The 13,268-nt window shown below is 38.5% G+C and carries 8 protein-coding genes; 7 read left to right on the forward strand and 1 reads right to left on the reverse strand.

Features of this window, described 5'->3' with window-relative positions; translation table 11 throughout:
* Positions 1 to 78 precede the first annotated feature (78 nt).
* The 5 genes from R3E32_22855 (at position 79) to R3E32_22875 (ending at position 6,442) form a co-directional block, all read left to right on the forward strand.
* Complete coding sequence (locus tag R3E32_22855) at positions 79 to 960, forward strand: DUF4271 domain-containing protein (GenBank protein ID MEZ4887591.1); 882 nt, start codon at positions 79 to 81, stop codon at positions 958 to 960.
* Between the two features lie 34 nt (positions 961 to 994).
* Entirely contained in the window at positions 995 to 1,777 is a 783-nt protein-coding gene (locus R3E32_22860; protein MEZ4887592.1) for a uroporphyrinogen-III synthase, read from the forward strand.
* 148 nt (positions 1,778 to 1,925) lie between these two features.
* The gene (locus R3E32_22865; GenBank protein MEZ4887593.1) at positions 1,926 to 2,543 is read left to right on the forward strand and encodes a class I SAM-dependent methyltransferase; all 618 of its coding nucleotides are present in this window, start codon (positions 1,926 to 1,928) and stop codon (positions 2,541 to 2,543) included.
* A gap of 106 nt (positions 2,544 to 2,649) precedes the next feature.
* On the forward strand, positions 2,650 to 5,457 hold the full coding sequence (locus tag R3E32_22870) for an NACHT domain-containing protein (protein MEZ4887594.1): 2,808 nt from the start codon (positions 2,650 to 2,652) through the stop codon (positions 5,455 to 5,457).
* Positions 5,458 to 5,479: 22 nt separating this feature from the next.
* The gene (locus tag R3E32_22875) at positions 5,480 to 6,442 is read left to right on the forward strand and encodes a hypothetical protein (protein MEZ4887595.1); all 963 of its coding nucleotides are present in this window, start codon (positions 5,480 to 5,482) and stop codon (positions 6,440 to 6,442) included.
* Positions 6,443 to 6,577: 135 nt separating this feature from the next.
* Here the strand turns inward: R3E32_22875 and R3E32_22880 are convergent, their stop codons facing one another.
* Complete coding sequence (locus R3E32_22880; GenBank protein ID MEZ4887596.1) at positions 6,578 to 7,870, reverse strand: MATE family efflux transporter; 1,293 nt, start codon at positions 7,868 to 7,870, stop codon at positions 6,578 to 6,580.
* A gap of 23 nt (positions 7,871 to 7,893) precedes the next feature.
* On the opposite strand from R3E32_22880, the gene R3E32_22885 reads away from it, so the two are divergent.
* Together R3E32_22885 and R3E32_22890 are read left to right on the forward strand one after the other, a co-directional pair.
* The gene (locus R3E32_22885) at positions 7,894 to 9,501 is read left to right on the forward strand and encodes an AAA family ATPase (GenBank protein ID MEZ4887597.1); all 1,608 of its coding nucleotides are present in this window, start codon (positions 7,894 to 7,896) and stop codon (positions 9,499 to 9,501) included.
* A gap of 124 nt (positions 9,502 to 9,625) precedes the next feature.
* Positions 9,626 to 13,045 carry a VCBS repeat-containing protein gene (locus tag R3E32_22890; protein MEZ4887598.1) on the forward strand — a complete coding sequence of 1,140 codons (3,420 nt, stop codon included), beginning with the start codon at positions 9,626 to 9,628 and terminating at the stop codon, positions 13,043 to 13,045.
* The last annotated feature ends 223 nt before the right edge of the window (positions 13,046 to 13,268 follow it).

The following is a 13,268-nucleotide window of genomic DNA, read 5'->3' on the forward strand; positions in this document are numbered from 1 at the left end:
CTTTAAAAAAGGATGAATTATTACTTTTTTACCAGTCATTGTGACTAAAGTTGGTTTCGATTTTGTTATTTTTGCAGAGTGCGGGTATTTTATATAATAATCGGTATTTTCTTTTTCGGAACACGACTCCAAGAACAGGTAGATACATTACCTCCTGATACTATTCTTTTAGAAGACTCAAGTAGGGTCATAAAAGATAGTACACAAACTTTATTACCTTCCATTTACGATACCTTATTACGTATTACGCTTGCCGACTTGCCCCTCGATAGTGTAGAACAGGTGTATGATATCCAGCCGCTTAGAAAAAAAGAAAACAAACAATTTCCATTTTACTCCTTGTTATTTATCGTGGGAATATTTGGTTATGTACGCTTCAATTTTTTCTCCTATTTGAATGCTGTAAAACAATCTTTCTTCAATATCAATTTGATGCAGCAATTTTTTGAAGAACACGTTTACAGTGTTTCACCTGCCAGTTTTTTCCTCAATTTGAACACTATTTTAACTTATAGCCTATTGACTTTTTTGTCACTACGCTACTTTGGTAAAATGCAGCATCTGGATGATATAAGCTTGGCAGTCATTATTTTAATTGCGGTTTCGGTACTTGGACTATTTCGATATTGGGCTTATCGAATTATAGCATATATTTTGCCAATAGAAAAAACACTGCTTTTCTATTTGTTCAATATAAGAATTGTCAATTATGTACTAGGTGTTGTATTGATTCCTTTGTTGTTGATTTTTGCTTTTGCAGATAACATATATATGCAAGGAACGATTTGGGTGATATTTATCGTGTTTATGTCTTTTACCATGTATCGTTGTTACAGAGGCTTATTGATAGGAGAAGAGGTAATGATATTGAATAAATTTCATTTTTTTGTTTACCTTTGCACCTTCGAAATAGCACCTATACTTATTCTATATAAAATAATCAAGATATTACTTATTTAAAGGTAATTTTAATTAAATATATTTGCCTAAAATTATGAGTGCATCAATGGATGGAGATACGCTACGCAACAAGGTTAGTTCCATACTTATTTCGCAACCTGAACCAAAGTCGGATAAATCCCCTTACTACAGCCTAGCTGAAAAGTATGGGATTCAGGTTGATTTTCGCCCTTTTATTGAGGTAGAAGGGATCAGTGGAAAGGAGTTTAGAAAGTACAGAGTGAATCCTACGGAGTACACCTCGGTCATTTTCACAAGTCGAAATGCCATCAGTCATTTTTTCAAATTGTGTGATGAAACAAGGAACAAAATGTCTCAAGAAACAAAATACTTCTGTGCATCAGAGGCGATTGCCTTGTATTTGCAGAAATTTATTTTGTATCGGAAACGAAAAGTGTTCTTTCCCAAGACAGGTAGGCAGATGGCACTGAAAGACATCTTGAAAAAACACCGTGCGAAAGAGAATTTTTTACTCCCTTGCTCCGAAAACCGAAAAGACGACCTTCCTACTTTTTTGAAGGATAACACATTTAAGTATGCTGAAATTCCTATTTACCGAACAGTTGCCAGTGATTTGTCAGATTTGGAAGATATTTACTACGATATGATTGTGTTTTTCAGTCCTTTAGGAGTGAAATCTCTTTATACCAACTTCCCTGACTTCAAGCAGAACAAGACAAGAATCGCCGCCTTTGGTCCTACTACTGCCAAAACGGTGGAGGATTATGAACTTCGATTGGATGTGAAAGCACCCGCTCCTGGTATATCGTCTATGACGATGGCAATCGAAAAGTACTTGAAAGAAGCTGGTCAGTAAGGACTACACTGAATATTAAATGAAATGACGTTGAATAGAATAGCCTGCAATGGAGAACATTGCGGGCTATTTTTTTGCTAAAAATCAAAGAAAAAGCATTAGATTGGTTTCGTACTTTTTTCCATATCTTCAAACTACTAAAACTCTTATGAACCCCTACAACAAATACATTCTCCCCAAAATGATTGATTGGGCTTGTCAATTGAAGCCCAATATGCGTCAAAGAGAAAAAATCATTCCTTTGGCAGTAGGGAATGTCTTGGAAATTGGCGTGGGTTCAGGCTTAAACCTTCCTTACTACAATGGCAATGCCGTAAAACACCTCACCGCCATTGACCCCTCCATAGAAACTTGGAATCGAAACACGGTTGATTTACAAACCCTTCCTTTCAATGTTGAGTTCTCCCAAGCCTTTGCAGAGGACATTCCTGCTGATAGCAATAGTTTTGACACCGTGGTTTTCACCTACACCCTTTGCTCCATTCCCAATATGCACCAAGCTTTTGAGGAAATCACAAGAGTCTTGAAAACCAATGGTAAAGTCGTATTTTGTGAGCATGGGAAAGCTCCTGATAAGGCGGTGGAAAAATGGCAAAATAGAATCAATCCACTTTGGAAGCACATCGGTGGAGGCTGCAATTTGAACCGAGATATTCCTTTGGCTTTTGCAGACAATGGTTTCAGAATGAATAAATTAGAGAGTATGTATTTGCCTGGTTGGAAGGTGGTGGGTTTCAATTATTGGGGAGTGGCGGAGGTTGGGTGAGGTGATTTGTTGAGTAAAAAATACAAAAAGTACTAGCTTGGTTTTCATAATTTCTTGCATACCAACAGATTTTTAAGGATATTGAACTTCAAAAGCCATTGACCACATGAAGCTACTCTACCTTTATACCCTCTCCATATTTGCGATGTTCCTATTTTACGGAATCGCCCGCTTGTTTTTCGATTCCAGAAAAAGCTACCGACAATCTCGCAATTACATCTTTGGAAAAGCCCTTACGGCGATTCTCGTTTTCTACACGATTCGATTTGGTATAGGCGACCAACTGCTGCAATTGGCAATTCAAACCTTGCGCAATATGGGCTGGACGAGTTTGGCAGTGCCTCCACCGAGCGAAGGCTGGACAAATATTTTGGCTGATGCGACTTTTTTATTGGCTGTTTTGGGAATTGTAGGCTTTTATGCTTGGAGTGATTTGCGCCGTTTCAATTTGATGGAAGGAAGGGCAGAGAATTATGAAAAAGAAGTGGTCAAAATTCAATTTCCGAAAGAACCCGAACCTATCAATCCTGTTTTTCATGAACGTATCAAGGACTTGTTTGAGATGAAATACCAATCAGACAACTTACAACTGCAATATGATAGCAAAACAAACATGCTCTATGGTACTTACCAAAGCGGCTTTCACCATTTCTTGAAAGTGATTTATTGCCATGAAAGTGTGAAAGGGGAACATATCGAGACTTATGTAGTAGAATACATGTACAATCAAATAAAATTACAGATTCAAAACATGGCTTCTACCGAAGATATACTTTTGGAGGCCTATTATGTGTTGGACAAAGGTTTTTTTGAGGAATATGATGTGAAGAAGATAAGGACTCTGACGGAAGACGACCTATTGAACCAATTAATAGACTTCAAACCCTACCTCAAAAAACTGATATACGCCTACGAAAACGACCGCCTGTTCTCTATACGCCAAAAGGAATCCGAAAAACCCACCCTCGCGCAAACCTTTGTTCCGCCGACCTATCTACTAGGCAAGGACAAAGAAAACAGCCACGAAAACATGGATGAATACATAGACAATTGGCTCACACAAGACAGCCAAAAACACTTGGTCTTGTTGGGCGACTATGGGATGGGCAAAACCTCCTTTATGAAACACTATGCCGCAAAGTTGGCAGTAGATATTTTGAAGGACGGCAAAATGAGGCGTTTTCCCGTATTGATTTCGCTGACCAATACTTCCCTGCGACATGGGGGAATAGACAAATCTATTGGCGATTTTTTATCCAAAAACATTGGGGTAAAAGTTGAGGTATTCAATGAGTTGGTGCGAAGGGGAAAAGTGGTCTTTTTGTTGGATGGTTTTGATGAAATGGGCTATTTGGGAACGCTCGACCAACGCATCAAACAACTCAACGAAATTTGGCAACTGCCCCAAAAAAACAACAAAGTGGTTATTTCGGGTCGCCCTTCTTATTTCTTCAAAGAGGAGGAACTCAAAGAAGCCTTCAATGTGAAAGAAGACGAAACTTATAATGCCCCGACCGAAAACCCCTATTTTGAAAGACTGACCTTGCAGCCGCTTGAAATAGAAGCGATTGAAGCCTCTATTCAAAAATACTATGATATAGAAACTGCAAAAAAATATATGGCTTTCATCCAAAGCAACCGCAGTATTTTGGATTTGTGTCGTCGCCCACAATTGATGCACTTGGTCAGGGATATGTTGCCTGAACTCTTGAAAAACCACGAACAGAAAAAGCTGAGTGCGAGTGAATTGATGAAATTGTATCTGAATCGTTGGATAGAAAGACAAATCAGTAAAGACATTGTCAGTGTCATCGAACAGAAAACGACCAAAGAAAAATTTGTCTTGGATTTTTTCACGGATTTGGCTGCCCTCTACTATGAAAAAGAAGTAGAACAACTGCCTGCCGAAACGATTTTGGAGCTACTGAAGGAAAAAATGCAAGTGCTGCAATTGGAGCGCATAGAAGAAATAGAAGGACTACAAAACGAAATGTTAAATGGTTTTTTGATTGAAAGACGAAGTGATGAATTCAAGTTTGTCCACAAGTCCTTCAAGGAATATTTAGTGGCTCAGAAAATACTGCAATTGATTGAAGAAAAGGACTTTAAGCATCCTTTGATTGTGGAGAAGGATTGGACTTTAGAGATTATTGATTTTGTTTATTATAAAATGGAGGGTAAAGAAGTTAAGGGGAGGATTCCTTTACTATTGCAACTGACGAAAATTGTAGAGGTTAGATTGTTATTAAAACCTTATCAAAGGTGGGCAGAAATAAAATTAAGTTTAAAAAATTATATATTTAGATTTGCAGCTATGATGTTCTTTTCAGAAAATATTCTGAATCATTTAACAGGGTTTAAAAATATGTTTTTTATACAAGGTGAGAAACGTTTTGGGTTTAAAATACAGCCTTTTTTCATATTATTTATTTTTTATCCCATATGTTTTGGTGCTTTTTTTGGCGAATTTTTTGGAGTCATTATAATAACATTTAGATATACACAGGTACCTATTTTTGATATATTGACTTTATTTGTTTTTTCAATTAGCTTTTTATTAAGTTCATCTCTATACCGATTATTAGGATTAGGTAGTATTAATGGTTTTATTAATGGTTTTCTTTTTGGAGTAATAAGTGGAATAGCTATGGGAAGAATATTTCATTTTCCCATAATGTTGCAGATAGTACAAAGTTTATTTTTTGGAATCGGCTTTGCAATTATTTCAGCATACGGATTGGAGCGAAAGATAAGATTTTCATCAGATTATAAACCTAATAATTTTTTGTTAACTAAAAACCTAAACTTCCTTGCCAAAGCATGGCACATTGCGATTCTCAAAGGTCAGTTCAAAAAAGAGGATTACCCCGAAATAGTTTATTATTTGGAACATCATTTTGGGAAGAAGCTTTAATCATTCAAGCAATCAAAAACAAATGGCAAAAAACACAGACCATCACATTGACCACGATACCCGTTGGAAAGAAGTCATTGAGGAACTCTTTGAACATTTTGTGTTGTTGTTCTTCCCAAATCTATATCCTTTGGTTGATTTCAACCAAAAGCCTGATTTTTTGAAGCAAGAGTTATACAAAATTATTGCTGTTCCAGATAAGAAGGGCAAGAAAATCAACGATGCGTTGGTGAAAGTTCAACTCAAAGATGGTACAAATCAGTGGATTTTAATTCACATTGAAGTACAGGGAACGCATGAAACCGATTTTTCAGAACGCATGTTTACCTATTACTACCGAATTTATGACAAGTTCAAAATCAAGGAAATAACAGCGATTGCCATTTTCATTGGAGAGGATATTCCAAAGGATTACAATCACTTTCGAAATGAATATTTTGGAACAGAAGTCACTTACAAGTACAATACCTACATTGTCAAAAAGAAGAAGGAAAAAGAGTTGATGCAGTCCAAAAATCCTTTCTCCATTGCAGTTTTGGCGGCATTGCATATTTTGAAGACCAAGCAAAATTTGGACGATAGGTTGAAATTGAAGGTGGCTTTGGTGAAATTTATTAGGGAGCGAGCCGAAGAAAGCAACTTTTCTGAAAAGATAGTTGTTCCATTGGTACAGTTTGTGATTAATTTGATGGTCTTAGACCCCAAACGAGAATCCCAATTTCAAGACATTTTTTACAAACCATTTCAAAAACAAGGAAAAATGACCATGACAGAATACGATAAGCAAATCATTGACGGAATGAATTTGGCTTACTATGGCGAAACAAGAGAACAAAGAGATGAGAGATTGGTAAAGGAAAAATCCTTACAAATGGCATTGAAGCTTTATTATGAACGCAATTGGAAAGTTATCGAAATTGCTTTGTTTTTAGGCTTGGAGAAAGACGAGGTAAAGAGAGTTATTGAAGAATACAGTCAATCATAGAAGGTAAATAAGCTTGTTTTTCCATTCAAACACAATGGATAAGAAAGCACAAATTCACAAGGACATTAAAGGAGTCGGGAGACTCTAGACAAGGATGTTGTTTAAGTCAAGAGACTTGAACAGGCTACTAAGAATTTACTCCAACTCAACCCCTTTCCACCAATAATACCCCGTTTGAATGACCCCTCTCACCACCATCAAAATCAACAAAGACAACCAAAGCAAATCGTTAGAAGAACCCATATCAAAGGCATAAAAAACGGCGAGGTAAAAAGCAAGCGAGAGCAACATGGCATTTTTCATGCTTTTGGAAGCAGTCAAACCAATGAACACGCCATCCCAAATAAAACAAGGCGTACTCAATAAGGGAAAAATCACCATCCAAAACAAAAAGGGAAGCGCAGCATTGAAAACATCGGCTTGATTGGTGAAAAATTGTAGAATATAGCTGCCCTGCAATCCATACACTACGCTGAACAACAATGCAAAAGCCATTCCCCAAGCAAAATTCAGTAGAATCGCTTTGTCGAGTTTGTCGGAATCGTTTGCGCCCTTGTATTTGCCGACCAAACTCTCCGAAGCAAAGGCAAAACCATCTACGGCATACGCCATCCAATTCACAAATTGCAGCAAGATTACATTGACCGCCAAGACCATATCGCCCCCTTTCGCAGACTGACTGTAGAAGAAACCAAAGGCAAAGGTGAGGCACAAAGTACGGATGAAAATATCGCTGTTGATGTTCAAAAAAGCTTTGAAAGCTTTGATTTCCAATATGGCTTTTCGAGAAAGGTGTGTCCACAAATTGCGGTAGCGAAAAGCAAACAAAGCACCTGCCAACAATAAACCCACATATTGAGCAATGACCGTTCCCCAAGCGACTCCTTCAATGTCCATACCATAAGAATAAATGAGTAGGTAGCTCACCACAATATTGACCCAATTGATAGCAATGGTTAAAACCATCGGATAGACCGCATTTTGCATTCCAAAAAACCAGCCCATCATAGCGAACAAGCCCAAAGTAGCAGGAGCATCCCAGATGCGGATATAAAAATAGCGTTCTACCAAAGCCAGTTGTTCCCCTTCAATGTTCATCAACGGGAAAGCAAGCGCAGTAAAGGGAACTTGCAGCAAAAAAATGACGACTGCCCCAATCAATCCCACCAACATCGCTCTGCCCAAAGTTTGCATCATTTCAGAAGAGTCGGCTTTTCCGTAGGCTTGTGCGGTGATGCCCGTTGTACCCATTCGTAGAAAGCCAAAACTCCAATACAAAAAGTTGAAAACCATTGCCCCAATACCAACTGCTCCAATATGTACTTCCGAAAAACGCCCCATCAATGCCGTATCGATGCTACTCAAAAGCGGTACCGAGACATTGCTGATGATGTTGGGAATGGCGAGGCGGAGGATTTCTTTGTTCATGGATTATTTGTTATCTTCGAGATATGACACTAAAAAGATTACCTATAGGAGAGTCGGATTTTCCAGGCATCATTAAAAAGAATGCGCTGTATGTTGATAAAACGCAGCAAATTTATAGAATAATTACAGAAAGTAAGCCGAATTTCCTTTCCCGTCCTCGCCGTTTTGGAAAATCACTATTGGTTTCAACGATGGAACAAATCTTTTTGGGTAATAAAGAATTGTTCAAGGGATTGTGGATTTACAACAAAATAGATTGGGAGCCACGTCCTGTCATTCGTTTGTCTATGACCGAGATAGACTACAAAAATCAAGATTTGGAAACAGCTCTTTCCAGATACTTAGACAAGTTGGCAGCGAAAAACGGAGTAGAGTTAAAAGACGAAACTTCCAAAGAAAAATTTGCTGAATTAATCATAGCACTTTCTACTGAGCAGAATGTGGTGATTTTGATTGATGAATACGACAAACCGATTATCGACTTTATTGAAGACTTCAAAAAAGCAGAAACCAATCGAGATACTCTAAGAAATTTTTATGGAGCATTGAAGGATGGAGTAGTTGATTCGTATGTTCATTTTTTGTTCATCACAGGTATCAGCAAATTCTCCAAAACTTCTATTTTTTCAGAACTGAACAATCTCAGAGATTTAACCATAGACCCCTTAGCTTTGGATTTATGTGGCGTGACACAAGTGGAATTGGAGCGAGATTTTGCTCCTTATATTGTAGAGGTTGCCGCTAATTTGGGTTTGAAGGAAAAAACTTTATTGAAGGAATTGAAGCGGTGGTACAATGGTTATTCATGGGATGGAAAGACGTTTGTTTACACCCCTTTCTCCTTGTTAAATTTCTTTTCAAAAGGAGAGTTTGGCAATTTTTGGTTTGCAAGTGGAACGCCAACGCTGTTATTGAAGGTTATCAAAAAGCAAAAAATAGATGTAGAGAAAGTAGATACTGCCAAATGGAGTTCTCGTTCTTTTGACAAATTTACGCTCAAGCACTTGGACTTGAAACACTTGCTTTTCCAAACGGGTTATTTGACCATCAAAAAGAAAACATTAAATAAAGGTCGCCCTACTTATACTTTGGGCTATCCAAACCAAGAAGTCGAAGAATCTTTTACCCAAAATTTGATTGAACTCAAATCGCATCTTCCCGATAGCACAGTAGATGAAGCCTTAATATTTATTGAAGAAGCATTGAAGGAAAACGATATGGATGCTTTTATAGAGCAACTCAAAATCCTATTTTCCGATATTGCTTACCAACTCCACCCCAAAATCAACAAAAAAGAGCCGACTACTGAAGACAAAGCCAATTTATTCAAGGCATGGCAAGGTTGTTTTCATAGCATCATTTATCTGGTTATTAGGTTTTTAGGAATTCACATTGATGTGGAAATGAGCAAACACAAAGGGCGAATTGATGCCAAGATTGAAGTGGAAGATTATCTTTACATCATGGAATTCAAATTGGACGCTTCTGTAGAAAAAGCCATTGACCAAATCAAAACTCAAAAATATGCAGATGCTTTTAAGAATACTTCAAAGCAGGTAGTTTTGGTAGGAATTGTTTTTGACAGCAAGGAATGTAATGTGAAGGATTGGGAAATGGAGGTGTTGAAGTAAAATTAAAATGTCTTAGGGCTTCTCCAAATCAATAATTCTCTCCTTTCCTACTTGGATACAAATAATTTTTACCAAAGAAGTTGTATTTTTGATTCTCAATTTCGAAAAAAAACACCTTCACAATATGTCAAGGCATACCCTATTCTTTTTTACATTTTATTGCTTGTTACTAAGTTCTTGCAATACAGACGAATCAACCAATACTGACAATACTACTACAAACATTGAAGTAGAGGAAAAGACAAACTCTTCAAATTCTGCCAAGCTTTTTACCTTCCTTTCGTCTGAAAAAACGGGTATCCAATTCAGCAATGAAATACAACAGAGCCAAGACATCAATATTATTTACTACGATTACCTCTTCAATGGAGGAGGAGTAGCCGTAGGCGACTTCAACAATGACGGGCTGCAAGATGCCTATTTTACAGGTAATTTTGTGCCGAACAAATTGTACTTAAACAAAGGCAATTTTCAGTTTGAAGACATCACCGAGCGAGCCAAAGTAGATGGATGGTATGTGCTTCCTGATGGCAAAAAACGCAGCACTTGGTCGAGTGGCGCAACAGTGGTTGACATCAACAATGATGGCTGGTTGGATATTTATGTATGTAAATCAGGCCCTTATAACAATGACGATGCCAAACGCAATTTGCTGTTTGTCAACAATGGTGACGCAAACGAGGGCATCAGTTTCACCGAAAGTGCGAAAGAATACGGGATTGACGATACAGGTCATTCTACACAAGCCACTTTTTTCGATTACGACAAGGATGGAGACTTGGATTTATATGTCTTGAATCACGCTGTGTATTTCACCAACATCAGTATGGGAGAAGCCTTTCAGCGAACGGAGCAAGACAAAGCCGAATTGCAGAAAGTGAGTAGTCATTTTTATGAAAACCAAGGCAATGGTAAATTTAGAGAAGCAACAGGAGAAGCCGGCTTGTTGCGGTATGGTTATGGTTTGGGAGTTGTAGCAAGTGACTTAAACAACGATGGCTGGACAGATTTGTATGTATCGTGTGATTTTTCTACCCCCGATTACCTGTTCATCAACAACAAAAACGGTACGTTTCGAGATGCGATCAAAGAAATGACAGGTCACATCTCGTATTACGGAATGGGCTGCGACATTGCAGACATCAACAACGACACCTATCCCGAAATCAGCGTAGTCGATATGACCGCCGAAGATCGCTATCGCTCCAAAACCCTGATGCCTTCGATGAACAGCAACCTTTTTTGGGCATTGATTAACGACCACCATTTGCATTATCAATACATGTTCAATACTTTTCAATTGAACAACGGCAATGGAACGTTTAGTGAAATTTCGCAATTGGCGGGACTGCACAAATCCGATTGGAGTTGGGCGAATCTTATGGCTGATTTTGACAATGATGGCTACAAAGACATATTGATTACCAATGGCTTCAAACAAGATACCAAAGACAACGACTTTTTGATGCAAATTCGGGATCGCAAACAAGCGTTGGGCGTAAAGCAAATTCCGAAAGAAGAAGTCATGGATTGGGTGGTTAAAATGGAGTCGCACAAAACCAAAAACTTCATTTACAAAAACAATGGCGATCTCACCTTCTCCAAAAAAATAAGCGAATGGGGCTTGGACAAAGAAAGTTTTTCCAATGGAGCAGCCTACGTAGATTTGGACAATGATGGAGATTTGGATTTGTTGGTCAACAACATAGACGAACCTGCTTTTGTGCTGCAAAACAATGCTGTTGAACAACAAAAAGGCAATTATTTGCGGATAAAATTGGAAGGAGCAAAAGGCAATGAAATGGGACTCAATGCCAAAGTAACCGTCACCGTCAATGGGCAACAGCAGTTTATCGAACAGACTTTGACGCGAGGTTATGAGTCGGCTTGTGACAATGTTTTGCACTTTGGAGTGGGAGAAGCGACAGAGGTGGTAGCCGTTGAAGTGACGTGGGGCAATGGTCGGGCGCAATCACTTTCCGACATTGCAGCCAATCAAACGATTACCCTGAAGCAAGCAGATGCCAATGATACACCTGCAATTCCAAAAATCAAAACAACCTTTTCTGACCTTACCGCACAAGCAGGTTTGGACTTCAAACACAAGGAAAATGAATACGATGATTTTGCCAAAGAAATTTTGCTGCCTCAGAAACAATCTACCAATGGCCCATTTATTGGAGTGGGTGATGTAAATGGCGACTTGTTGCAGGATTGTATGATTGGCGGTGCAAAGGGACAGGCGGCGGCTTTGTATTTGCAGCAAAAGAATGGTAAGTTTGCGAAAACAAAGGGAACTGCATGGGAAGCAGACAAAGGCTGTGAGGACATGGGAATTGCGTTTTTTGATGCGGATGGCGATGGCGATTTGGATATTTATGTCGTCAGTGGAGGTGGTGGAGAGTTTGGAGTGGCTTCTTCCAATTTGCAGGATAGGCTGTATTTGAATGATGGCAAGGGAAATTTTGAGAAAGCGAAAGATGCTTTACCCCAAATGCTTGTCAGTGGGCAGTCAATTGCAGTACATGATTTTGATGGTGACGAAGACTTAGATATTTTTGTGGGCGGACGTGGAGTTCCCGGGAAATATCCTTTTGCAGAAAGGAGTTTTTTGCTTCAAAACGAGGGCGGAAAATTTAAGGATGTAACCGAAAATATGGCTCCCGAATTGGTGAATGTAGGAATGGTAAATGATGCGCTTTGGTCTGATTTTGATGGAGATGGCACCAAAGATCTGATAGTAGTGGGAGAGTGGATGCCCTTGCAGTTTTTTCAGAATAAAGGTGGCAAATTCACCAATGTTAGCGCAGATATGGGATTGAAGGATACGGAAGGTTGGTGGTTCTCGATCGCAGAAGGTGACTTCAACAAAGATGGACGAATGGACTATGTGGTCGGCAACTTGGGTTTGAACAGTAAGTTCAAAGCAGATGAACACAAACCTTTTGAAGTATTTGCAGATGATTTTGATGGCACAGGATCGATAGATATCGTGTTGGCTACCAATTATCAAGGAAATCGTTTTCCTGTTCGTGGACGAGAATGTACTTCAGAGCAAATGCCTTTTGTGGCAGAAAAATTTCCGACCTATCATGAATTTGCGTTGGCGGATATGGCTGCTATTTATGGGAATGATAAATTGGACAAAGCATTGCATCGAGTGGCAAAGGAATTGCGGTCGTGTTTATTATTGAGCAACTCTAATGGTAATTTGGTATTGCAACCGCTTCCCAATGAGGTACAGGTAGCACCAAATAAGGCAATTCTGGTGAAAGATGTAGATATGGATGGAAATTTAGATGTTTTAGTGGCGGGAAATATGTATGATACGGAGGTAGAGACAATGCGTTATGATGCAGGAATTGGAGGAGTATTGAAGGGAGATGGCACTGGGAATTTTACTTATTTGAATGTGATACAGAGTGGTTTCTATGTGAATGGGAATGTGAGAGATATGGCTGATATTGAGTTGAGTAGTGGTGGCAAGGGGACGATTGTTTCCAAAAATAATGGTGCAACACAGTTGTTCTTGTTGCGACAGTAAAAATAAAGTTCTTGTAAGTTTTTTGACTTAATATAAGCTTACATTAGAAAAAAAATGATGGAGCGTTATAAAATCAAAAACTCTGACAAAGGGATTAATGAAGGAGTAGATAGAAGTATCGTTTTTTGACGGATGGGAAAAAGAGAAAGAATTTTGTTTTTTTTTATCTTTCAAAGACATTTTTTTGTCTGCAAGAAGTGTCATAATTACTAAGCAACTAAGT

The sequence above is a fragment of the Chitinophagales bacterium genome (genome assembly GCA_041392475.1).
GTDB lineage: Bacteria > Bacteroidota > Bacteroidia > Chitinophagales > UBA2359 > JAUHXA01.